Here is a 23,678-nt window from a genome sequence, read left to right as displayed (position 1 = left end):
ATAATCTGCAATTGCCAGTTAAAATTATCGCGATCACTAATTAGCGTATTTACCCCAGCTTATTTACCTGGCTCATGAGATAAGCGAGGGAAATCAACTTTTAGACATTTATTAAGTCCGTTTGAGGCGCAAAGTTGGAGTTTCATATTAAACATGTGCTTTTCTGACCCTTTAATGGATCAGTATTTGAAACCAATAATAAGAGGTAGCAATTAAAGTTGATACCAACAAAACGAATGAGAATAAATTAATCTTTTTATTAATTTTAAATATTAAACCTTTAATTTCATCATTTTCACTAGTCAATTCGAGTATATTTTTCTCTTGCGCTACGATAATTTCAGCTGTTTTATTATTTGTTCCTTCTAATCCATACGCTAATGCATCAATCTTAGAATCTAAACAAGTATTTCTATCTAAAAGTTCTTTATGACGCTCATCTATCTTGTTACTAAAAGAAGTCAACATATCTTTAACGGCATCTCTTGAGCCTATTATTTCAGACACCGCACCTTCAATAGACTTATTAAAAACTAACAGCTGTTGTTCAACTCTATCTTTATTATCATTAATAATTCCAGCGCTATTTTTAGCCATATCGTTTAAAACTCGTTCTTCTAAACGTGAAATTTTTTTTGTTAATTGCTTTAATAACTCATCTTTATCTGCACTTACTAAATCAAGCTTCTCGTTAGCCTCTTCTAGAGCATCCCCTAAAGATAAAATGTCATTTTTTAAAATTTCCAAGTCATTAATAACAGGAGTAAGTGGTTGCCTAACAATCCTCCCCATTAATTCAGTAAGTTGTATTTCTTTATTATTAATTTCACTATTTTCAATCATAACTTAATCACTTTTTTTGCATGTAATAACTCTAACGAGTTTCTTTGACTACTTAGTTCACAGAATGAAACCAGCTGCATAAACGCATCACATTCATCACCTTCATTTAAAAATGCATCAATTTTTTCCGCTACTGAAGCCTGATATTCTTGTTTCAAAATATTAATAAAAGATTCAAATTTCTTTATATCCTCTCTCATTAATTTTTCGATATCTTTAGCGCTGTTCTCCAATTTATTTAATAAAATATTTTTTCCATGAGATTCTTTCTGTAGTTTTTTTTGTTCTTCTTCATTTATCAATATGCTCGTCTCAAGTTGGCTTTTTTTAAGATTAAGTTTACTGTTCAATGTTTCAATTGCTTTAATCCAAGACTTTCTCCACTGCGAAAGAATAAACTTTTCTGATTTACTCCTAGCCGTTTCTACTTTATTTTTATCATGGAGATAGTTTTTACTTGATAGGTATTTTTTTATAAAATATTTATCTAAATCTTTTTCTATCTGTCCAAAAATAGATCGAACCTCATCCTCAATCACGCTATAATTTGGCTCAACAAAAACTTTCTCAACCGCTCTCCAGTATAATTTATTTTTATCAATTAAAAATTGACTTAAATTTAATTCAACTGCTTTTAAATCATACTGGTAATTAACAATCAACTTTTCAAGAGTAGTAACACTTGCACCTTCTGATTTTTCATAAATTTTAGAATGACTATTAATTTTATTATCAGCCAATAAGTTATGAATATTACTTTCTATATTTTCATCTTTACCATATTCAATTAGAACCTTTAGTTTATTTAATTCCTCGAGCTCTTTGCTGTTTATTATTATATAATTTTGGACATCTTCATCAATAGCTTGAATCTCGCTGCTGATTATTTTTTCATCCTGTTTCAACCTCTCTAATTTCTTTTTATAAATATATTCTATCCTTACATGACTATCGAGCATATTACGAAGGCGACTGACAGGCGATACAGAAGCATGTATTTCATCAATTAATGTTGCTCGAAGCCCATTAATTAATGGCTTTAATTTACTGTAGAGTAAAGGTTCCTGCTTTTCTAGATTCTGCCAACTATTTCCAAATTCAAGTGGGAAAAATAGGGTCTGATTTTTACCTTCATTACTTAGCTCACCAAAGCGCTGAATTTGCTCAATCAATCTCGCTCTAATAACACTGATATTAACTTCTTCTTTCTTACGAATTAGGTCTCTTATTGATTGGGCGGAGTAAGAAAATGTCGTTACTATACGAAAACGTCCAAGCATGGCTTGCCAATTCTCTAGCCCCGGAAGACTCATAGCCTCTGAGTTTAAAAAACTCAAATCATCTCCCCTTCCAACTAATAAAATTAAATCAGCGAAAGGAAGATAAGCTTTAGCCATAGCATATACATGTTTTTGCTCTGTAGCATTCGCAGGATTATCACCGGGTAAGTCTAAAATACGAATATTGGTGTATTTTTTAGCAGTAATAGAAAAGAAACGTTTTGGTATATCAACAATGCACGGAGAATTGAAAGACTGAGTTTCATTTTCCATACTGTCTCTTAAGCAGCTTAGAGCTATGATCATATCGGACTCAGCAGCATAGAACTCTTTTTTAGAATTTATGGTTAAAGCCCAATTTTCACTTTTAGAACGACAATATTCCATAGTTGTTGCAGTAGCTGACTTCCCAGCTTCCCTTCCCCCCCTGAGCACATGGGAAACTGCACTTATTTGATCTGAATGAATACCGAGCAAATCAAGAAGAAGTGTCGTTTTTCCTACTTGAGTCTTGCCGTAAACAACTACAAAAGGCTCTACCTGCTTTCCTTTCATCGATAACGTTTTTTGAATATCGTGACTCATAGAGCTTATTAATCGCTCGTATGCATCAAACGCCCAGTCCAAATTAGATAGGTGCAACTCATACCAGTATTCAGTTAGCCAATCATTAATCATACTCAGCAGTGCACCCAACTAACAATGGGTTTAAGCCACTTGCTGAAGAATCAATTTCAGCTTTCAAATCATTTGATAAAACAATTACATCAGCTAAAGCCTTTGCTAATCTTTCTTTACGCATTAAGTTTTCATCTAAATGATAGCGTTGTCGTAAGGTATATACTAATCTAAATCTTACTGAGCGCATTACTTCATCAAAACTACTGCAAAAGTTTTCATAGTGAGAATCTGAGATTGCATTAAGCAAAGAGTGCGCTTGAATACTTAACTGTTGCTCTTGTTTTCTAAGCCCTGTTACTGCTTTGGTTGTCACATAGCAAGCTGCAACAAAGGCAGTAACGGCAATGGCAGCAGGGTGAAGCATAACAGGGGGCGAACTGCCGCCCCCAGTCTCACTTGTAGATTCTCCACTGGTAGAATCATCACTCGAACTGGTCTCAGATTCTTTGTTTTTAGTATGGCCAAAAAGTGTACCCAATATATCAGAATCACCATCACTAATCACATCTACAGCTAATAAAGCAGCAACGGCTTTAAGAGCATCTCTCCCCGTATTTACGCCTTTGTTAATAGCATCAACACTCTGTTCTATTAACTCACCATTATGGTCCATCTTTAATTTAAGTTCATCAGCTAACAACTTTGGTACAGAGTAAGACAACCTTGCATATTCAAGGGATATAGTAGGTATCAACCTTACACTTTCTACTAGTTGTTTACTTGTTTCGACAATGGTATTAGAGTTAGGATTCAGTACTATTTTGATATCGTTCTTTATTTCCTCACTTAATTTTGTAAACTGAATCGGCTTACCTGATTTGCCAACATAACCAAGTTCAATAAGTTTTTTAGTGTTCTCTAATTTAGGATTTTCATTTTTACTTAGCTCTGTATCAGAATCGTTCACAGGCCCTAATTTTTCTAAAGTCAAGCCCGTTAATTGATTAGCATAATCAGAAAGAAAGTTGTTTCCTTCTTGTTGCCAAGCGTCTTCAACAGTTTGCTTTATTTTTGTCTTTTTTTCAGTTGTACTTTTAAGTGAACTAGTAATAAAATTTTTTAAGCCTTCATGCTCTAAAGATAATTTTTCGTCTAACTTCTTAGACGCATTTATCCGGTTCCGATCAACATGCGCTTTTGCAATTTTTTTATGCTCTTCTCTCAATAATGTAACAGAGTCATCAAATTCATCTAGAAGATCTTCACATATTAATGCACTCTCTGTTGCTTCAGAACTCTTGAAGATAAGTCTAGTCTTAGATCTAATACTAGTTAGAACTTTAGTTAAATCTCGACCGATTAAGTGTGCAAGGTTATTAATTTGAAAAACACGATTCGATTGCCCAGTATAATTTAGTTCATCAATCATGCTTTGTAATTTTGGCATCCACTCTTCAAAGTAATCAGAATCATCTGTTCCCGTTAATATGATCTGCTTATCAATTCGGCTCTCATCTATTTTGAAAGTGTTCATCGCACTATTTTTTAACTGATTTTGGCGATCTAAGTCATTTTTGTATGACTCCGTTTTAGATATAACAACACAAGGTTCGCAATGCTTTAATTCATTTGCAAGCATATCCTTTGTAATATCAAGCTGTTGTTGATTTGCCATTCTTGTTTCGTCTGTAACAACTATACAACCACCTGCAGCTATCATTGCTTGACGCATTAACTCTTGCCAATCTTTATTATCTCGATCTTGTTTTTCATAGCCAGGTAAAAGTAGCCAAGCCTGATTTTCCCTTTTAAAAAAACGTTTTGGTACTTTTAAGACAGGGAGTAAATCTTCTGCTGAAGGGTCTGTTATAACTTGATTAAAGTTTTCAACATCAATAGTTACATCTTTTACTATTAACTGATTTCCAGTATCACCGCTTTGTAAACGCCGTACATAGCCCTTCGGTGCATTTACTTCATTAGTTTCAATAATCAAAACGGGCAATTTTTCACCGCGCCCTTCGTTGCCTTGTAGCCAATCTCCACAGTCATAAATTTTAGACATTAAAGTTGTTTTACCTGCCCCTTGCGAGCCACCAACTGCAATTATCCACTCATTGCCTAATATTTCAGCTAACAGTAACCGACGTATCACAGCTAATAATTTTTTATCTATTTCTTCATTGGCGAGTACATTGCATGCCCCCCGTAATCTGCGTAAAGCACTATTAAGCTCTTTTAAAAAAACCTCTGGTGATTCCATGTCCACAATCCTAATCTTATAAATATGTATATTTTTTATATAAAGTAATAATAACTTAAGCGAATATCTTCAAACCGTAAATATATTATCATACATCCAATAAAGCGATTTCATCTCCCAAAATGGTTTATCATTTTCTGCTTAGATTGGTTAAAAATAAGTTTGTGCCGTTGCTTTCAAAACGCTTATTTCAAACCAGATAAAAATAGCCATGGTGTGGCGGTTTTTCTTGCTGGTGCAAAGTCTTCACCCATTGCTACAAAGTGCTCAAATACAATATCTACGGGCTTTCGTACTTTATTAAACAACTGCAACTGTGAAGGTTTAATGTTTTTACTCAGTTCAATTTTAAGCTCACTACATAACTCGTTTACAAGCTCGTTTAACTCTATTTCAGAGGTGAGATTATTTAGTGCGTATATTAAATAATCCTTCTTTTTGGTTAACACATCTCTAAAGGTATGTGATGCGCCTAAGCAATTATTATTTTTACGATGAAAGCCGCGATAGGTATTTGAGCCTAAGCTTTTTAACACCAACTCCTCGTAGCTGAGTAATGGCGTAGGTGTTAAAAACACCGTATCGCCCACTTCGTTCATGCGTTTTACTTGTGCCTGCATTTTTTATTTATCCTTTCCATGCTAAATAAGCGGTTTGTTTTAAATGCTTGGTCTCATTTTTGTTTTTATTTAATTTACGTTCGGTCATTTAACATCCTTGTTCTTATTTTTATAAATAGCGTTATAGCTGGCCTGCAAAGGCTTTTTGGCTTAGTGAGTTAAATTCTTGCTCACTCAATCCATCACTTGCTTTGACCTTATTCAAAATAGCCCTTACAGAAATATATACTTCTTTGAACTTTTCTTGAGTATTTATATCAGGTAAAGGAACTTTTACATCTTTGATTTTCGCTAATGTGAGCCTTGTAATAGCTGCGCCTGCCATATTCGCAGTTAAAACTAATTTTGTTCTTGGATGATTCAAAAACATACATAAAAACTCTGAGTTAACTAATTCAAAATTTGGCTTTAAGAGAGCCAAACTGGAAAGCATACTGAACTCAAAGTCATATTCATTTATTGCTGCAAGGCCCGTCGTTGCACCATCTTTAATATAGAGAACATCATTTTTTTCAGGGTTGCACCTAGAGAATATTTTTTTATGTTCTTCTTCCGACACGTACCAAGGTTTAGCATGAAACTCTAACCCTGTTTTCTTCAAATGTTTTGCTGTTACGTAAGGGAAGCCTTTTTCAACTATAGGTGGTGAGTGATGAGTGCCATCTGTAATTTTTCGGCACAAAGAGGCGAGAGATCTCAATTCCCACCCCTTCGGATTTGTAACAGGATCGCCGAACATATCTAGGAATACGCTGCGTAGGAAGTCGTCGGCGAGTTGGATGGCTTGTTGGCGTTTGCGGCGGATGGTGTCGGCTTTATCTAAAATCGCGGCGATTCGTTTTTGCTCGTGTAGTGGTGGGAGCAACATGGGATAGCTTTTTAATGCATCCATATCAATACCACTTTGGCCAGCTGTTCTTTGCGATAAACCATCTATAAGCCTAAATAAAGTATCTTGTCTCAGAAAATAAAACAGATAGTCTCTATCGACGCTCTCACTTGGCTCAGCTTTCATTAATGCAACATTATACGCTCCCTCTAACCCTCGAAGTATTTGAAATACTGGGGGCCCATATCGTCCAATCATGATATCTTTTTTAGAACAGAATTTTTTGGTTGATGATTCTGGTATAAACGTTAAATTATTATCAGATTTATAATCTCTAATTTGTAATAGACGAATATAACCTTCCATTGGCTCATATTTAAACGTTGATTTTGGGGGCTGTGACCCACCAATAAACTTAACTACATCACCCAACTTCACCAAAGGCCAACTCACAGCATCCCCTCCAGCTCTTTCAAATCAACCAGTATTTCGTTTTCTAAGCTCACTAATTTACCTAAAATCTCTTTTGGTGGATCGTAGCTTTCTTCCTCGTATACCACTTCTTTATAGCGGTTGATTGACAGGTCGTATTTATTACTGGCTATGTCGTCTTTACTTACCCAAAACGCCTTTTGAGTTTTATCATTGCTATCGCTTGTTGCCTGTGCTTTATCGCGGGCTTTAAATTCGCTAATTAGGCTTGGTAAGTCGTTAGCTTTTATTGGTGTGCGCTTGTCATCCAAGCTAAAACCATCGGCTTGTACGTCGTAAAACCATACATGATCGGTGCTGCCACCTTTGGTGAATATAAGTATGGCAGTTGAAACACCAGCGTAGGGTTTAAACACGCCACTGGGCAGTGAGATTACGGCTTCTAGCTGGTTGTTATCCACCAGCATTTGGCGCAGTTGTACGTGCGCTTTTGATGAGCCAAATAATACGCCGTCGGGCACGATAGTCGCAGATTGCCCGCCTACTTTTAACATGCGCTCAATAAGGGCAACAAATAGCAGCTCGGTTTTTTTAGTTTTTACTTTACGTAATAACTCGGGGCATACGTCTTCTTCGTCTAGGCTGCCTTTAAATGGCGGGTTGGCGAGTATTATGTCGTACCCTTCTTTGGCTTTTTGCGGGTAATGCTCTTTAAAGTTTTGGCTTAGGGTATCTTGATAATGAATGCCCGGTTGTTTAATACCGTGCATTACTAGGTTCATAGCGGCTACGCGTAGCATGGTGGCGTCAAAATCAAAGCCGTTGAACATGTCAGCATCTATGTGGCTGCGCTGCTCTGGGGTTATTAAATCGCCTGAGTAAAGTAAGTTTTCAAGCGGTTTGCCGCTATCATCACATTGTACGTTGCCATCTACATCAAACACAGGTTCGCGGTCGATGCCCTCGGCTGAGGTGTATTTTTGTAATAGGTATTCGTAACTTACCGACAAAAAGCCACCAGTGCCGGTTGATGGGTCGCATATTTGGCTGGTTACATCTGGATCCATCATTTCGACCATGGCGCGTATAATATGGCGCGGCGTTCTAAATTGGCCGTTAATACCTGCGGTGGTGAGTTTGCTAAGCAAGTATTCGTATAAATCGCCTTTGGTGTCTGAGTTTTCCAGCGGGAGATCGTTGACCATTTCAACGGCTTTTACCAATAAGCTTTGCTTTTGAATCATCAATTGCGCGTCTTTCATAAACTCGTTAAATACCGCGCCTTCTGGCGATACGTCGCCTGAGGTTTTTGAAAAGTACGGAAACAGCTCATCTTTAACTAGTTTGTATAACTCTTCTGCGCCTAAATGGCGCAGGTTTTGCCAACGAATGTGTTGTTCGGCGTCGTTAAAGCGGCGGTTAAATGGCTGCTTAGTGCGTGCGCTGCGTTTTTCGTCGGCTTGCTCGTTCATGTCGAGCATACGGGCGTACATTAAAAAAGTAATTTGCTCTACTACGGTTAGCGGGTTAGTGATGCCGCCTGTCCAAAATTCTTCCCATAGTTTGTCGATTTTACTTTTTAAAGGTCCGGTTATCATAGTTTTCCTAGTGTGAGCGGTTTATTGCGCTCATTGTGTTAATTAATTTTTTATATGGCATTGTTGAATGATGCTCTGGCTTATCCAACATCGTCGGATGGCGCTTTGGCTTATCCGACCTGCGTTTTATGCTATTTAAGTTTGGCTTAATAAATTTTCGATTAAGCGAATAATGGTGTCTTTTTCTTTTGGGTTTGACTCTGCCACTAGCAAGGTAATGGCCGCTAACCCTGTGTCGTTTATTACGGGTTGGTAATGCTCATTTAGCAGCCGTTGATTACGATTTAAAAAATCGACAAACAAAAACGCTGCGGTGCGTTTATTGCCATCACTAAATGGGTGGTTTTTTACAACAAAATATAATAAATGAGCCGCCTTACTTTCTATGCTTGGGTAGGCAGGCTCACCAAATACACTTTGATCTAACGCGCCCCAAATTGCATTTAGGCCGTTGTTACGCTCTTGTGCAAATAACTTGGTGGCTTCACCTTTGATTATAAGGTTTTGCTTAAGCTGATCAATCGCGATTTTTACATCATTAAGTGGTGTAAGTGCGCCGCCTAACTCCCCTTTTGGTGAATTAAGCAGTCCTTCATCATACTGTTGTAGCCATAAGAAGGTTTGCGTGTAACTGGCAATTATATCTACAAGCCCTGCTCCAAACTCACTGTTTTGTGGCAAAACAGCAATACGTTTAACGAGTTGTAATGCGTTATTAAGCTCTGTTGCGTTTTGCGCTAGTCGCTCTTGGTTTAAGGTGTAGCCTTTTAATAAGTGCTGCTTTAACGTTTTAGTCGCCCATTGGCGAAAGCGCACCCCATTTTTAGATTTAACGCGATAGCCCACTGATATAATAACGTCGAGATTATAATGGCTTACAGTATAACTTTTACCATCTGAGGCAGTTGTCCGGAAATTCCGGACAACTGCCTCTTCTATTAACTCTTCATCTTTAAAAATATTACGAATATGTTCAGACACTGTACGTTTGTTTTTATCAAACAATACTGCCATATCTGCTTGAGTAAGCCATACTGACTCGTTCTTTAATGAAACTGATAATTGTAAGGCACCATCATCAGATTGAAACACTTCTACTTGATTGACCATTTACAGCCTCACCTCTTTTTCAACAGATTGATTTTTATCACCCAATTCTACATCAAACTGCTTAATAAATTGTTCGATTACGTCGGCTTGTTGCTGGCTAAATATGCCGTCTAGCCCCATGTCGTGTATTTGGGTAAAAGGTGCATCGTAAAGCTGGGCTATTTCGATAGAGCCGTGGCGAATTAAATGGTTTTTTAGCATACCAATAAAGCGCTGTTGTTTAGAGTTTACGTGAGTATGTATTTGCTGCACAAAGGTAGTGAAACTTTGTTCTATGGCGTTTTTATCCATGCCGACTATGGTACGCAATATTTTGTCGAGCGTCGCGGTTGATTCGGGAAAAAACTCTTTTAATGTATTTAAATCTACACTTGGGTTTTGCGTATGCACTAACGAGCTTAATTGCGCTAAGTCAGCTTCGGTTACTGGTTCGCCACTGCGAATTTTTTTCAGTACGCTGTCGGTTTCAAATAACGGGGTAAGTGTTTTTTCAACCTCTTGGCGGTATATTTGATAATCAATAGAGACTATTTTTGTCAGCCTGTCGGCTTCGTGTATTTGGTTGGTGTCTTCGGTTATATCAAGTATAAAAGCAGTGGGTGGCGGTGCTATATCTTTAGTACGCAGGTGTATAATACTGCGTAAATTAATGCGGCTTTGCTCAAGCGCTACATGGGTTAAATACTGCCAATATTGCTCTGTTTGTATTTCTGCTATTGCAGGTGCTTTGCTACGCACTTCGTTTAAGTGCATTTGTAGCGACTCAACCTTGTTCATTACACTTTGTTTAGCTAAATCAATTTGGTTTGCATCAGTAAGTAACAGCGTTTGAATAGTGGTTAGCTCAGAATCAAATTTATACGCTTCACTTTGCCCCATGATGTTACGCCACTGCATAAGCGGCGCTACTTTTTCGAGTAAGTCGCTGGCTGTGTTGGGCGCAAATTGATTAAGGCGTTTTAGATCTTTATAGGTTTCGACCACTTGCCAGTTCTCGCGTACTGATATTGATTCCATTGGCAGTAAACAAATATCGCCGTGAATTAATTTAATTGTTTGGTCAAACACATCCATATTGGCTTTTTTAAGGGCGGTTTGGGCAAGGGTTACCCGCGCTTCAAATAGTTTTTGCAGTAGAGATTTAGCTTGTTTTACGTCTTCTTCTTCTGGGTTTTCGTCAAAGTATTCAAAGTTAGCCCAGTGGTCGAATATTAAAAAGTGGGTTTTGTGCTTGCCTGGGCCATATAAGTTTTCGCATAAGCGTGTGCCACGGCCAATCATTTGCCAAAATTTTACTTTTGATTTTATGGGTTTTGCAAATACAAGGTTTACACATTCAGGTACGTCTATGCCGGTGTCGAGCATATCGACCGATACGGCAATGCGTACGCTGTTTTCGTCGCTTGATTTAAAGTCGTCTATTAGCTCTTCGGCGCGTTCGTACTTTGAGTGAATTACGCGGCAAAAATTAGCACCATGCTGCGGGTAAAGTTCACTAAATAACTGCGCCATTAATTCGGCGTGGGCTATGTTACGGGCAAATATAATAGTTTTACCAGGTAGCTGGCCGTCTTTATCGCGCAGGCCTTTTTCCATTAAGTTGCGTAGTATTAGCCTGTTGGTGTCTTTATTTTTAATGGCTTCGTCTATTTGTTTTGCGTCAAAGTCGAGCTCGTTAGGATCAATCCCTTGCTCTTCTAGTTGGGCTATTTGTTCATCGGTTAGGTTGTCTTTTTTAATGCCTTCACGTAAAAACTGTGTGGTGTAACTTACAATTTTATAGGGGACTAAGTTGCCTTGCTCTATGGCGTCTTCAAGTGGGTAATTGGCTGTTGGCATTTTGTAATCACAGCTAAACAAATCACAGGTTGAGCGCGATACCATTTCTACCGGCGTGGCGGTTAAGCCCACTTCTAGCGCGTCAAAGTATTTAAAAATATCGCCATAAATATTGTAAATTGAGCGGTGCGATTCATCAGCCACGATCAGGTCAAAGTAGCCTACGTCGTACTTGTTCATTATGCGCAGCATGCCTGGGTAAGTCGCGATAAATACGCGCGCACTCGCTGCGGTATTTTTAGCGCTTTTTCCTACAATGTGTACTGGCTCTTTAGTGTGTTCGGTAAAGGCATTACCCGCTTGTTTACGTAGCTCTTTTCGGTCACATAAAAACAGTACGCGCTTTGCCCAACCCGCATCAAGTAAACGCTTAGCAAGCGCAATAGATACGCGTGTTTTACCTGTGCCGGTTGCTTGCACAATAAGCGCTTTGCGGTGTTTGTCGCTAAAGCGCTCACAAACACGGGTTATGGTTTCCATTTGATACAAACGCCCTGCTACTGCGGTATCTATTGGCGTGGTGTTTAGATCTTTTTTCAGCGTGCGCTGCTTTATTAAGTACTGCAGGGAATCTTTTGAATAGTAACCGTATAATCCACGGCTATTATAGCCTTGCGCATCATCTAGGATTTTTATATCCCAGCCGTTTGAATAAAAAATAACAGGGCGTTGACCAAATTGTTTTTCGAGCGCGTTGGCATAAAGCGTTGCTTGCTCACGGCCTTTTTCGATGTTTTCACGGGCGCGTTTGGCTTCTATTACAGCAAGTGGCTTTCCGTCGTCATCCCATAAAACGTAATCTATGTAGCCAGTGCCTGTTGGCGTTGGTTGCTCATTTACCTTTACTTCTTTGCCGACTTCATCGGTAGAAACATCATCAAGTGCAACATGCCACCCTGCTGCGCGTAAGTCTAAATCGATAATTCGTTTGCGGGTTTCGTCTTCATTAAAGTTAAAGCTAGATGTAATTGCACTATTATTTGTTTGCAATTCAGTGAGTTTATTTTGATCAATAACACTTTTAAGTTTGGCCGCTTCTTTTTGAGCCAATTGCTGCGCTTGCTGAGCGGCTTCTAATTCATTTAACGCTTGTTTTAAGCGAAGTTTATTTTCTTCTAGCTGTTTTGATAGTTGCTTATTTTGTTTTGCAAAAGCGGCATCTGTTTGGTTAGTTAATTGAGTAAGTTCGGGTGCAGTGAATTCTGGTAAGTCTTTTTGATCGCCATTGGCAAAAGCCATATAAAGATAACAAGAAATAAAGTAAGTTTCTTTTAAAATCCATACCGCTTCTTGCTGACTTACTTTGCCTTCGTGCGCTGCTCTGTTACCGCTTTTACGTATAGCATGCAGTTTATCTTGTATTTGTTGTGGTACTGCTGATTTAAAGTTGTCAGCAATGAGTTTATCTTGAAAAGTCGAATTAGGGTTGGCAGGTAAACAGAGCTCTTTATAAATGAAGCCTACGACTTTTTCGGCAAAGCAACGTAATTTAACCAATGAGCTTTGCGGATCGGTAATCGCATACTCCTCTGCAAAAGCGGCTAACTGGTGTAGTTCTGGCCATTGTTGCTTAATGTGTTCAAAGTTCATTGATTGCTTCATTCTTCGTTACTTCCTTATAAACTAATTTACCAAACTTATTTATTTTTATGCATTTGCAAGCTTGTGAAGTTTAAGCCGTTATATTTATTTTTATGTTATGTGTTACTGCACTTAACCAGTAGCTTGTTTCAAAACTTTGGTTATTAGAGTCAATCGCTATTTTTTTAGCAAGCTCGTTGGGTAACAAATTTTTTATTTTATTGTTTATCCGGCTGCGTGTTTGCTGTACAAACGTTTTTTCCATTACTTTTAAATTACTGTGTAAACCATCTCTAAAGTCTTCTGGTTCTACGCCAAACGTATCACGGAATATACGTAAATCACTGCTATTTTGCTGTAAATGCGTTAGATACTCTTTGCTGTACCTCAATGTTTCTTCAAAGTTACGGTCAACAATTAAGCCAGTTTTTCCACTTTGACTATATTTGTTTAACCATAAATAAAAGGCGCATTCTTTGGCGGTAAGTTTAATTTCTACCCCTGCAAAGGTAAGTGTTTTTGCCTTAGCATTTACTTCAAGAGCTAAATCTTTTTTATGTGCTGAGTTTAAACTTGCTACTGTTTGGCTAAACGAGGCACTTTGCATATTCGTAATGAGGGTTTCGTCGATTGATTGGCGCATACGTACAAATGGTATTTCGGCAAGTGTAACTTGGGCATTTTTACAGTTAACTTGTTTGCCATTTTTACCGTCGATCATGTGGTTGTATGGTGTTGGGTAGTAAAAGTCTCTTACAAATTCAAACTCGTCGTTTACAAATACGTGGCTGAGTGAATCTTGCTCGCCCCCTAATAATGACATTGCATAACCTAAATAAAACGCCATGGTTTTCCGCCCACCCGCGATTGAGGCATGAATACTAATGTTATTTTTATTAGTAAGCTCAAATACTTTACGGGTAATAAAATCAGCCATATAAGTTTGTTCTATTTCAGATTTTGCATCATCAATAGGTTGGCCTTTGTTGTCTTCTATTAGCCATATATTTTCATCGGGAAGTTTAATATTGGGAAGTTGGTAGTCTGCTATTAATTTAGCTAAGTGACCTTGCTTAAATAGTCCATCAGTAAGCATAGCCTTTGTGCTTTTTGTAGTTATAACAAAAATCTCTTCGGGTATCGGCTTACCCTGCTGATGAAGAGCGTAAAGCGTCTCAGTTAATACTTGAGGGCTTGCACCAGTAACTATTAGTAGGATATGTTTCATCAAGAATCCTTTTGTTGAATATTTAGCATCATAGCCAAATTTGTAACTGAATGGAACTTGTTTGAGTTCAATGAATTAAGTTACTAGATAAAGGGGGGCGTATTGATATATAAAATTAGAAGCTTTATTGATAAGCACAAAAAAGGACGCCATGAGGCGTCCTAATATAGAATAATGGCGGTGAGGGAGGGATTCGAACCCTCGTTAGGGATTAACCTAAACACACTTTCCAGGCGTGCGCCTTCAGCCACTCAGCCACCTCACCGCAGGCGTTAATGTATAACGCGGCGTAATAGTATGAAATAGCGCGCGGCGGTGCAAGGTGTTTTTCCCTTTTGCCTGTTAACTGCCTAGTAAACAAACAAAAAAGGCCGCTGATAGCAGTATCAGCGGCCTTATCTTTATAACTTGGTTTAGCGTTGGAGTGACGCTGAGAAGTCGAGCATCCGATTAAGCGACTTGAGTGCGCCTTCACGAAGGTCCATATCTACAAACACTTCTTTGCCAGTTGCATCTAATAACGCTTCCTCAATCGCTTTGAGGCCGTTCATTGCCATCCACGGGCAGTGCGCACAACTCTTACAGGTTGCGCCTTCGCCAGCCGTTGGTGCGGCAACAAATTCTTTATCAGGGCATAACTGCTGCATTTTATAAAAAATGCCGCGATCAGTGGCAACAATAAACTTTTGATTGCTCATAGTTTGTGCAGCTTTGATCAATTGACTGGTTGAACCTACTGCATCAGCTAACGCTACAATTTCTGCTGGTGATTCTGGATGAACCAAAACGCCAGCGTCAGGGTAAAGCGCTTTCATGTCTTTTAACGCTTTGGTTTTAAATTCGTCATGCACGATACATGCGCCATTCCACATGATCATATCAGCGCCAGTATTCTTTTGAATATAGGCACCTAAATGTTTGTCTGGGCCCCAAATGATTTTTTCACCCATTTCATCTAGGTGCTCAACAATCTCAAGGGCACACGATGAGGTAACAATCCAATCAGCGCGAGCTTTAACGGCAGTTGATGTATTTGCGTATACAACTACTTTACGATCAGGGTGCTGATCACAAAACGCTGAGAACTCATCAATTGGGCAACCAATATCAAGCGAACAAGTTGCTTCTAGTGTTGGCATAACCACGGTTTTATTCGGTGTCAGTATTTTTGCTGTTTCACCCATAAAACGTACGCCGGCAACGATAATCATGTCAGCATCGTGCTTGGCACCAAAGCGAGCCATTTCTAGCGAATCAGCAACACAACCGCCAGTTTCTTCAGCAAGCGCTTGAATTTCAGGATCAGTATAATAATGGGCAACCAATACGGCATTTTTATCAATCAATAATTGCTTGATACGTGCTTTGTATTGCGCCTGCTCATCATTATTCAATGGAGCTGGTTTAGGAGGAAAGATATAACCTTCAGGCATAATAGTTTGAGCTAAACTCATTTCTCGACCACTTAATCTACAGTGCATTTATGGGGCGGATTATACGAGAATATAAAACTAAATAACAGTAGTGGTCATAAATACCAATCTACTTAAATATTTAATCATTCTAGCAGGCTAAATAAAGCGTTAACTTCGTTAGTTATTTTTTATGTACGACTGCATGGATGCAGGAGGTAGAGCAATGCAGGAGCAATTGCCGAGAACAACTACATGTCAAAATTTAAGCCTTGTTATCACTGTATTTATCTGTCGCTATAAATGGTCAGTAACTTAACACGATTGATATAATAGCAATTTGATTAACGCATTTGTATTTAGCTTGACAATTATTTTTGTAAGTGTTTTTTTCTTTTGATGTAAAGTGATGTGAATTTACTAAATAGGGGTCAGATAAACTGAAATTGAATAAACCAGAATGGTGGGTCATGATGGACTTGAACCATCGACCAATGGATTAAAAGTCCACTGCTCTACCAACTGAGCTAATGACCCGCTCTGATGTGCCTAAGCACGCTGCGTAGATCCGCCGATTATAACCACTCTACTATTCTACGAATAAAGAATGGTGGGTCATGATGGACTTGAACCATCGACCAATGGATTAAAAGTCCACTGCTCTACCAACTGAGCTAATGACCCGCTCTGATGTGCCTAAGCACGCTGCGTAGATCCGCCGATTATAAACCACCCTATTATTCAACGAATAAAGAATGGTGGGTCATGATGGACTTGAACCATCGACCAATGGATTAAAAGTCCACTGCTCTACCAACTGAGCTAATGACCCGCTCTGATGTGCCTAAGCACGGTGCGTGAATCCGCCGATTATAACCACTCTACTATTCAACGAATAAAGAATGGTGGGTCATGATGGACTTGAACCATCGACCAATGGATTAAAAGTCCACTGCTCTACCAACTGAGCTAATGACCCGTTCTGCTGCTGCAACAAAATGCAACAAAACATTAATACGTAAATCCGCCGATAAAGACCATTCTATTATTAAATAATGAATGGTGGGTCATGATGGACTTGAACCATCGACCAATGGATTAAAAGTCCACTGCTCTACCAACTGAGCTAATGACCCGCTCTTTTTGTCGCAATTCGAGTGGTTGAACCATTCGTTTGCTGCGGGCGCTTATAATACTTATTTAAAAAATGAGTGCAACAGAAAATGTCTCTTTTTTTAAGTTTTTATGTCTAGTTGACCAATTTTAGACCGCTTATGACAAAAAGCAGTCTAATCAAACTGATTCTACATTTTTGAAAGGCGATCAGTGGCCAATTTTGCAGCAGTTGTACTTGGGTATTGGTTAAGTAAATCATTAAAGGTTTTTGACGCTTGTTCGGCTAAACCTTGCTCTTGTAATAAAGTACCAAGCTTTAACATGGCATCTGGACGCTTATTTGAATTTGGAAATTCATTTACAACAACTTTAAAATGTTCCGATGCCTTTACTGGATCATTTTTAATTGTTAATAATTGTCCTAACCAATAATGAGCGTTAGACGCATACACAGAATTTGGATATGTTGTTAAAAACGTTTGAAACTCTGGAATTGCCTGATCATAGCGCTTATCCTTCATGATTAATGCCACTGCACGCTCGTATGCCTCATTCTCAGACAGATCAGAACTTATAGCTTGCGATGCAACAGGCTCTGCGTGTTGCTCTGCACTAGGTTGCGAGTAAGCTTGGCTAACGCGATTTTCTATTTCTTGATACAGCTCACGTTGACGTTGCAGTACTTTTTCAAGCTTATAGGTCTGCTCTTCAGTGATCCCGCGAACCTGGCTCACTTCATCTTGCAGCCTATTTAACTGTTGCTGTAACTCAACTTGTAATAAATTTCTCGACTGCATCATACTTTCAAGGGCAGCAAGGCGTTTTTCTATACTCGATTGTGAACTCGCAGCTTCTGAAACAGGAGCGGGAGCAGCCCAAACATGGGTGCTCCCGCTCAATATCATGGCTGCCAAAATAATTTTCGGCTTCATAATGTCTCTAATTTAGTAAACTAGTACCGCACGGCGGTTTTTAGCGAAAGCAGATTCAGTACGTGATTTAACCATCGGCTTTTCTTCACCGTAGCTCACTACTGACATTTGGCTTGCAGAAACACCTAAACTTTGTAGGTATTTTTCAACTGCTTGGCCACGGTGCTCACCCAGTGCAATATTGTACTCAGGAGTGCCACGCTCATCAGCATGACCTTCAATTAATACTTTAACAGATGGGTTTTTAACTAAAAACTCAGCATGTGCACGAAGTAATTCGCCATACTGACCTTGAATAGTCGCAGTATCAAAACCAAAGTAAATCACTTGTTCTTGACGCAATTCGTCATACTTCTGACGAAGTTCTTCTTGAGCCTGCTGCTCTGGCGTTAATGTCGCAACTTCGACAGTGTCATTATCAGTTGTTTGCTCAACAGTCGCTTGATTTGATTGATTTGCTGCACCTTCATCGATATCCGAAGATGAGCTACAAGCTGCTAGTGTCATAACTGGCACAGCAATTAGCAGGCCTTTAAGTATTTTATTAAGTTGCATTGAGTAGATTCCTATATTGAGTAAACCAGCAAAAATTACTGTAAATAAGGCGACCACGCGGGTGCCTTTACTTGTCCATTTAGCACAGGTAACCGTGCTTTAAAGCGACCGTCCATTGATACTAGCGCTAGTACCTGCTTATTATTATGTAGCGTGCTATAGATGATCATCGAACCATTTGGTGCTACGCTCGGTGACTCATCTAGGCGCGTTCGTGTTAACACTTGAAATGCGCCTGTAGCCAGCTCTTTCTTAGCAAGATGGTACTGCCCGTTGGTACGGTTAACCATCACTAATTCTTTGCCGTCAGGGGTAATAGAACCAGCTAGATTCATATCACCATCAAAGGTCATTCGTTGTGACCTACCTGTTTGTAAATTTAACTTATAAATCTGAGCATTACCACCCCTTTCAGAAGTAAACACTATATCTTGACCATTCGGATGCCAAGACGGTTCAGTATCTATACTACGGTGGTTAGTCAATCGGGTTTCTTTACGCGTTGCTAAGTCTAGCATATACACTTCAGTAGCGCCGTTTCTGTCTTTTGATAGCACCAATAGTAGTTTTTTACCATCGGGTGAGAATTGTGGCGCACCATTAATACCTTGGTGACTTGTTATGAGTTCACGCTTACCAGTGTATAAATCTTGGATATAAATTTGGCTTTGACGATTTTCAAAGGTTACATACGCTAGTTTAGTGCCATCTGGTGACCATGCTGGTGACATAAGCGGCTCTTGCGAGCGTAATAAAACCTGCTCATTAAAACCATCATAATCTGCAACTACTAACTGGTAAGGCTTTGGTTCATCATCACGTACAATCACATAAGCAATTTTAGTTAAAAATGCGCCGCGCTCACCGGTGAGTTTTTCATAAATAACATCACTGATACGGTGTGCATAACGTCTAAAACCGGTATCACTGATCACACTTTCGCGTGCTTCTTGAATATGATCTTGGTTTTTAATGAGTTTTCCGTTACTCATCATTTGCGTTTCACCGCCAGTGATTTGGCCTCGGATAACATCAATAAGCTCATAGCGTACTAAGTAACGGCCATCAGTTTGTTGTTCAACTTCACCAACTAAAATCGCTTCAACGCCTTTATTTACCCAAGCGCCATAATCTACGTCTGCGTCTTTACTAGGTAACTGTGGCATGGCATTAACGTCAATGGGTTTAAATTTACCACTACGCATTAAATCCGCAGCAATCACATCACTGAGCTTTTGTGGAATTGGCCCCATACCTTTATATTTAAATGGCACGATCGCAATAGGTCGCGCGCCATCAATGCCTTCGGTTATGACTATTTCAAGTGCCGCATTTGCAACACTGGTAAAGCCTAAAACGAAAATTAAACAAACTGTTTTCAACTTGTTGAACATACCATTCCTTTAAAATTGTGGCTTAATTGTTAAGTTAATATTTTTTAATTGCTCAAACACATCTTTATCTTTAGAAACTGGCAGTGTATCAGCCATACGAACCGCTCTAAGCGCCGCTTCACATACTAACTTATCACCACCTAAAGATGTAACTTGTGTGACCAGACCATTAAAACCTAAGCGAATATTCACACGGCATTGTTGGTTTTTCATCTTTTCATCAATTAATAAATTTTGCTGAATACGTGCCATAATTAATGCTTTATATTTATCAACCTCAGTGCCTACCTGTTGCTGACGTATTTTATTACGTGCAGCTTGCTCTGTAGCCAGTTGCTCTTGCAGCATTTGCTCTTGTAACGCTTTTTGACGTGCCTCTTCAGCAGCTTCTGCACGTTTTTTAGCGGCTAACTCTTCGCGTTTACGGTCGTCTTCAGCTTTCTTTAAAGCCTCTTCTTCTGCTTTACGTTTTTCAGCAGCCGCTTTAGCAGCAAGTTCAGCTTGTTCTTTTTGCTTTTCAGCCTGCTGCGCTTTTTCACGTTCTTTTTGCTCTATTTCACGCGCTTTTTTAGCTTGAGCTTGGGCTTGTGCGGTTTCTTTCTCTTTCGCGCGACGCTCTTGCTCTAGCTTTTTGATCCGGCGGTCTTCAGATTCACGCTGTTTACGTGCATCAGATGCTCGACGTTCTAAATCACGAATGCGTTTATCTTCAGCACGTTTTTTATCATCTTCTTTGCGTTTCAACTCAGCAATTTTTTGTTCAACCATTTTCTGATCAACAGTCACCGCTGAAACAGCATTTTCAGCATCAGGCATAGCCTTGTTCAAGGTAACTTCCATTACTGTAGGCGGTGAAGTATGAAAACTCGCGGTTCCAATCAAAACGCCAACTATAGCGAGGTGCAATAACACTGATTTTAATACTGAAGGACCCATATTAGCTTTTATTCCCTTCAAACGATTCAGTCATTAATCCAACTGAAGGTACACCGGCATTTTTTAAGAAATCCATCAATAATAATACTTCTTGATACGATACTTTACCTGAGCCTTTGATCATCACTGGGGTTTCTGGGTTTTTCATCAGTTGCAACTTGATAACAGCGGCAACATCTAATGCTTCCATCGGTTCTTCTGGATCAGTACCGATACTGACATAGTACTTACCTTGTGCATCAATTGAAGCAATGATCGGGGGCGTATCTTTAGTATCAACTAAATCTGATTCTTCCATTTTTGGCAAATCAACTTTAACGCCATGAGTGATCAAAGGCGCAGTGGCCATAAAAATAATCAGTAGCACCAGCATTACATCAATGTAAGGAACTACGTTTATCTCTGCAACAGGACGACGCTTCTTACGCTGATACATTCGCTTTTGCCTCTATTTGGGTAGCTGCTTGACGGTGTAAAATATTTGCAAACTCTTCCATAAAGTTAATGTAGTTAGATTCTAGCTTTTCAACTCTATTAGCAAAACGGTTGTATGCAATAACCGCTGGAATAGCAGCGAATAAACCCATAGCTGTTGCAATAAGCGCTTCAGCTATACCTGGGGCAACCATTTGTAAGGTTGCTTGCTTAACTTCGCCTAACGCGATAAAAGCATTCATAATGCCCCATACAGTACCAAACAAACCAATGTAAGGACTGATAGACCCCACTGTTGCTAAAAACGATAAACTTGATTCTAATTTTTCGATTTCGCGAGATAACGCAACTCGCATTGAACGATGCGTCCCTTCCATTACAATGCTAGCACTTTGAAAAGAGTTTTTCTTATGACGAGCAAACTCTTTAAAGCCTGCTATAAATAATGCTTCAACGCCGGTTGAGCTACCGCTACGCGATGAGATCTCATTGTAGAGTTTACTTAAATCAATGCCTGACCAAAATTTTTGCTCAAATCGCTTAGTATTGGATAATGCATCCGAAATTGCTTTTTTACGCTGAAAAATAATTGCCCATGACATCACTGACATAGCTAATAATGCCAGCATAACTAATTGCACAAGAAAACTTGCTTCTAGAATTAAATCTAAAAAATTAAGCCCTGAACCCACATTAAACTCCTAATAAGATTTCTTGTATAAATAACATTTCATTATACGCTAGGTATATGACCGAAAAAATGGCCAAAAGTTGCAACTAGTGTATCTATTCAGCTCAGTACTGACAACGCTATTGCTGTGAATTAGCAACAAAAAACGTTGAAGAGCAGGCTGACTCCAGTTTTATAGCCTTGTTCGGCAATCTTGACGCAACAATTTAAGATTGTACTGCCGAGGTAAATACATGCTGGGGTGCTTATTTATAAACAAAAACTGTGTAAAACACCCTCTTTATTCACTCTTAATGAATAAACAAGCATAATTGACTATGAGCATAGTCATTGCAACAGTTTAACTAATCTATAAAAAAATCATTCAAACAAATAAAACATCACAAATTCAATAGATTAATATACGACCGTGAATTTTATGAACAAAAATAAAGCGCTCATAAAAATCTTGCTATTAGTTTTTTTTATCTGAAAATTAAATTTTTCTAGTTTGAACAAAAACCAACTATTGCGTATTATTCTCCCATACCGAGCTAGCGCAGCAATGAATACTTCATTCAGCCCAGTTCTTTGCAATATGATTCTGATTTTTCGTATTGCTACGCTTAAAGTCTTCTTGATAAAACTTGATGAATTTAAGCAGTGTTACTTAGATTACTTCCTTCAACTTGTTGTTTGCCCGCATTTTATGCGGGCTTTTTTTTGCCTGCAAATCACGCACAGCACTACCTCGCTATGGCGCATACAATATCGTTTACAAACTTAACAGTATGTGAATTGCATTAGCCCAAATAACTAAATAATCTAAACTTTAAGTAATATGCTAATCACGCGATTAACTTAAACACAGCAAAATAGACATTTGAATAGTGGCTAAAAGAACAGTATAGAAGATGTATGAGGTGGGTTTGCAGCCATACGCACGCATACAGCTACAATAAATGTACTTTATTCTTGTTTGGGTAATAAGCCAAAGTGATGATAGGCGTTATCAGACACAATACGCCCTCTTGGCGTACGTTGGATAAATCCTTGCTGGATGAGGTAAGGCTCGATCACATCTTCAATGGTTTCTTTTTCTTCACCGATGGCGGCGGCTAAGTTGTCTAACCCTACCGGCCCCCCCATAAACTTTTCAATGATCGCGAGTAAATATTTACGGTCCATATAATCAAAGCCGCTTTTATCGACATCAATCATATTAAGTGCCAGCTCTGCCACTTCGGCATTTACAGTACCGTCTGATTTAACTTGCGTGTAATCTCGTACCCGGCGTAATAATCGATTGGCGATACGTGGCGTACCACGAGAGCGTTTAGCAATTTCAATGGCGCCTTCATCACACATGGCTAAATTTAAATAATGAGCAGAGCGCCCCACTATAGTCGATAAATCTGCCACCGAATAAAACTCTAAACGCTGCACAATACCAAAACGGTCTCTAAGTGGTGAGGTTAACGAGCCTGCGCGAGTGGTAGCACCAATTAAGGTAAAAGCGGGTAAATCGAGCTTAATGGAACGAGCTGCGGGCCCTTCACCAATCATTAAATCGAGTTGATAATCTTCCATTGCAGGATAGAGTATTTCTTCAACTTGCGGGCTTAGCCTATGTATTTCATCAATAAAAAGTACATCGCCTTCTTCTAAATTGGTCAGTAGTGCGGCTAAATCACCGGCTTTTTCAAGCACTGGGCCCGAGGTTGTTTTAATACTGACATTCAGCTCATTGGCAACAATGTTTGCTAGTGTGGTTTTACCCAAACCCGGCGGACCAAATATTAATAAATGATCAAGCGCTTCACCCCGACTACGTGCAGCTTCTATAAATATTTCCATTTGCTGTTTAACATGGGGCTGACCAGTATAATCGGCTAATAGTTTTGGTCTAATCGCGCGATCGACTACATCTTCATTACTTTGTTCAGTCGCATCTATTAAACGATCCGCTTCAATCATGGTTTAC

17 protein-coding genes and 6 tRNA genes are annotated in these 23,678 nt (G+C 39.0%); all 23 read right to left on the bottom strand.

The genetic code is table 11. The annotated features are described in order from the left end of the window. Nucleotides 1-171: 171 nt before the first annotated feature. Nucleotides 172-843 carry a hypothetical protein gene (locus H5186_RS00915; RefSeq protein WP_182793976.1) on the bottom strand — a complete coding sequence of 224 codons (672 nt, stop codon included), beginning with the start codon at nt 841-843 and terminating at the stop codon, nt 172-174. After that, nucleotides 840-2,801, bottom strand: a complete 1,962-nt coding sequence (locus tag H5186_RS00910) for a hypothetical protein (RefSeq protein ID WP_182793974.1) — start codon at nt 2,799-2,801, stop codon at nt 840-842. Before H5186_RS00910 ends, H5186_RS00915 begins: the two co-directional genes overlap by 4 nt. Continuing rightward, the gene (locus H5186_RS00905) at nt 2,794-5,007 is read right to left on the bottom strand and encodes a sugar kinase (protein ID WP_182793972.1); all 2,214 of its coding nucleotides are present in this window, start codon (nt 5,005-5,007) and stop codon (nt 2,794-2,796) included. Before H5186_RS00905 ends, H5186_RS00910 begins: the two co-directional genes overlap by 8 nt. Before the next feature lie 185 nt (nt 5,008-5,192). Next, nucleotides 5,193-5,627, bottom strand: coding sequence for a hypothetical protein (locus tag H5186_RS00900; protein WP_182793970.1), 435 nt, complete (start codon nt 5,625-5,627; stop codon nt 5,193-5,195). Nucleotides 5,628-5,748: 121 nt separating this feature from the next. Further along, nucleotides 5,749-6,909: a restriction endonuclease subunit S gene (locus H5186_RS00895; RefSeq protein WP_182793968.1), complete on the bottom strand. Its 1,161-nt coding sequence runs from the start codon at nt 6,907-6,909 to the stop codon at nt 5,749-5,751. After that, entirely contained in the window at nt 6,906-8,486 is a 1,581-nt protein-coding gene (locus tag H5186_RS00890) for a class I SAM-dependent DNA methyltransferase (RefSeq protein ID WP_182793967.1), read from the bottom strand. Before H5186_RS00890 ends, H5186_RS00895 begins: the two co-directional genes overlap by 4 nt. Nucleotides 8,487-8,621: 135 nt before the next feature. Continuing rightward, nucleotides 8,622-9,596: a RhuM family protein gene (rhuM, locus tag H5186_RS00885; RefSeq protein ID WP_182717375.1), complete on the bottom strand. Its 975-nt coding sequence runs from the start codon at nt 9,594-9,596 to the stop codon at nt 8,622-8,624. Beyond that, complete coding sequence (locus H5186_RS00880; protein WP_182793965.1) at nt 9,597-13,037, bottom strand: DEAD/DEAH box helicase family protein; 3,441 nt, start codon at nt 13,035-13,037, stop codon at nt 9,597-9,599. A gap of 70 nt (nt 13,038-13,107) precedes the next feature. After that, nucleotides 13,108-14,244, bottom strand: a complete 1,137-nt coding sequence (csm6, locus tag H5186_RS00875) for a CRISPR-associated ring nuclease Csm6 (protein ID WP_182717373.1) — start codon at nt 14,242-14,244, stop codon at nt 13,108-13,110. 175 nt (nt 14,245-14,419) lie between these two features. Continuing rightward, nucleotides 14,420-14,509, bottom strand: a tRNA-Ser gene (locus H5186_RS00870). Between the two features lie 148 nt (nt 14,510-14,657). Next, nucleotides 14,658-15,698, bottom strand: coding sequence for a quinolinate synthase NadA (nadA, locus tag H5186_RS00865; RefSeq protein ID WP_182730647.1), 1,041 nt, complete (start codon nt 15,696-15,698; stop codon nt 14,658-14,660). 419 nt (nt 15,699-16,117) lie between these two features. Beyond that, nucleotides 16,118-16,193, bottom strand: a tRNA-Lys gene (locus H5186_RS00860). A gap of 71 nt (nt 16,194-16,264) precedes the next feature. Then, nucleotides 16,265-16,340, bottom strand: a tRNA-Lys gene (locus H5186_RS00855). Nucleotides 16,341-16,412: 72 nt separating this feature from the next. Then, nucleotides 16,413-16,488 (bottom strand) — tRNA-Lys (locus H5186_RS00850). A gap of 71 nt (nt 16,489-16,559) precedes the next feature. After that, nucleotides 16,560-16,635: transfer RNA gene (locus tag H5186_RS00845), tRNA-Lys, on the bottom strand. Nucleotides 16,636-16,716: 81 nt separating this feature from the next. Next, nucleotides 16,717-16,792 (bottom strand) — tRNA-Lys (locus H5186_RS00840). A 168-nt stretch (nt 16,793-16,960) separates the two neighbouring features. Further along, nucleotides 16,961-17,704 carry a tol-pal system protein YbgF gene (gene ybgF / locus H5186_RS00835; RefSeq protein ID WP_149982323.1) on the bottom strand — a complete coding sequence of 248 codons (744 nt, stop codon included), beginning with the start codon at nt 17,702-17,704 and terminating at the stop codon, nt 16,961-16,963. A 12-nt stretch (nt 17,705-17,716) separates the two neighbouring features. Next, nucleotides 17,717-18,259 (bottom strand): peptidoglycan-associated lipoprotein Pal, encoded by a 543-nt coding sequence (pal, locus tag H5186_RS00830; RefSeq protein ID WP_149982324.1) that lies wholly within the window; start codon nt 18,257-18,259, stop codon nt 17,717-17,719. A 35-nt stretch (nt 18,260-18,294) separates the two neighbouring features. Next, the gene (gene tolB / locus H5186_RS00825; protein WP_182793963.1) at nt 18,295-19,653 is read right to left on the bottom strand and encodes a Tol-Pal system beta propeller repeat protein TolB; all 1,359 of its coding nucleotides are present in this window, start codon (nt 19,651-19,653) and stop codon (nt 18,295-18,297) included. Between the two features lie 9 nt (nt 19,654-19,662). Further along, nucleotides 19,663-20,589 (bottom strand): cell envelope integrity protein TolA, encoded by a 927-nt coding sequence (tolA, locus tag H5186_RS00820; RefSeq protein WP_149982326.1) that lies wholly within the window; start codon nt 20,587-20,589, stop codon nt 19,663-19,665. A 1-nt stretch (nt 20,590) separates the two neighbouring features. Beyond that, nucleotides 20,591-21,025 (bottom strand): protein TolR, encoded by a 435-nt coding sequence (gene tolR, locus H5186_RS00815; RefSeq protein WP_149982327.1) that lies wholly within the window; start codon nt 21,023-21,025, stop codon nt 20,591-20,593. Further along, nucleotides 21,012-21,716: a protein TolQ gene (tolQ, locus tag H5186_RS00810; protein ID WP_149982328.1), complete on the bottom strand. Its 705-nt coding sequence runs from the start codon at nt 21,714-21,716 to the stop codon at nt 21,012-21,014. Before tolQ ends, tolR begins: the two co-directional genes overlap by 14 nt. A gap of 947 nt (nt 21,717-22,663) precedes the next feature. Beyond that, nucleotides 22,664-23,671, bottom strand: a complete 1,008-nt coding sequence (gene ruvB / locus H5186_RS00805; protein ID WP_145233092.1) for a Holliday junction branch migration DNA helicase RuvB — start codon at nt 23,669-23,671, stop codon at nt 22,664-22,666. Between the last annotated feature and the right edge of the window lie 7 nt (nt 23,672-23,678).

Source organism: Pseudoalteromonas sp. SG41-2, assembly GCF_014164535.1.
Classification (GTDB): domain Bacteria; phylum Pseudomonadota; class Gammaproteobacteria; order Enterobacterales; family Alteromonadaceae; genus Pseudoalteromonas; species Pseudoalteromonas rhizosphaerae.
This window is presented reverse-complemented; position numbering and strand designations above follow the sequence as displayed.

Coding starts and splice junctions, on each gene's coding strand:
- tolB (WP_182793963.1), bottom strand. CDS start 19,653: ATGTTCAACAAGTTGAAAACAGTTTGTTTAATTTTCGTTTTAGGCTTT.
- H5186_RS00900 (WP_182793970.1), bottom strand. CDS start 5,627: ATGCAGGCACAAGTAAAACGCATGAACGAAGTGGGCGATACGGTGTTT.
- csm6 (WP_182717373.1), bottom strand. CDS start 14,244: ATGAAACATATCCTACTAATAGTTACTGGTGCAAGCCCTCAAGTATTA.
- H5186_RS00915 (WP_182793976.1), bottom strand. CDS start 843: ATGATTGAAAATAGTGAAATTAATAATAAAGAAATACAACTTACTGAA.
- H5186_RS00880 (WP_182793965.1), bottom strand. CDS start 13,037: ATGAAGCAATCAATGAACTTTGAACACATTAAGCAACAATGGCCAGAA.
- H5186_RS00890 (WP_182793967.1), bottom strand. CDS start 8,486: ATGATAACCGGACCTTTAAAAAGTAAAATCGACAAACTATGGGAAGAA.
- ruvB (WP_145233092.1), bottom strand. CDS start 23,671: ATGATTGAAGCGGATCGTTTAATAGATGCGACTGAACAAAGTAATGAA.
- pal (WP_149982324.1), bottom strand. CDS start 18,259: ATGCAACTTAATAAAATACTTAAAGGCCTGCTAATTGCTGTGCCAGTT.
- rhuM (WP_182717375.1), bottom strand. CDS start 9,596: ATGGTCAATCAAGTAGAAGTGTTTCAATCTGATGATGGTGCCTTACAA.
- tolA (WP_149982326.1), bottom strand. CDS start 20,589: ATGGGTCCTTCAGTATTAAAATCAGTGTTATTGCACCTCGCTATAGTT.
- tolR (WP_149982327.1), bottom strand. CDS start 21,025: ATGTATCAGCGTAAGAAGCGTCGTCCTGTTGCAGAGATAAACGTAGTT.
- ybgF (WP_149982323.1), bottom strand. CDS start 17,704: ATGAAGCCGAAAATTATTTTGGCAGCCATGATATTGAGCGGGAGCACC.
- H5186_RS00905 (WP_182793972.1), bottom strand. CDS start 5,007: ATGGAATCACCAGAGGTTTTTTTAAAAGAGCTTAATAGTGCTTTACGC.
- H5186_RS00910 (WP_182793974.1), bottom strand. CDS start 2,801: ATGATTAATGATTGGCTAACTGAATACTGGTATGAGTTGCACCTATCT.
- nadA (WP_182730647.1), bottom strand. CDS start 15,698: ATGAGTTTAGCTCAAACTATTATGCCTGAAGGTTATATCTTTCCTCCT.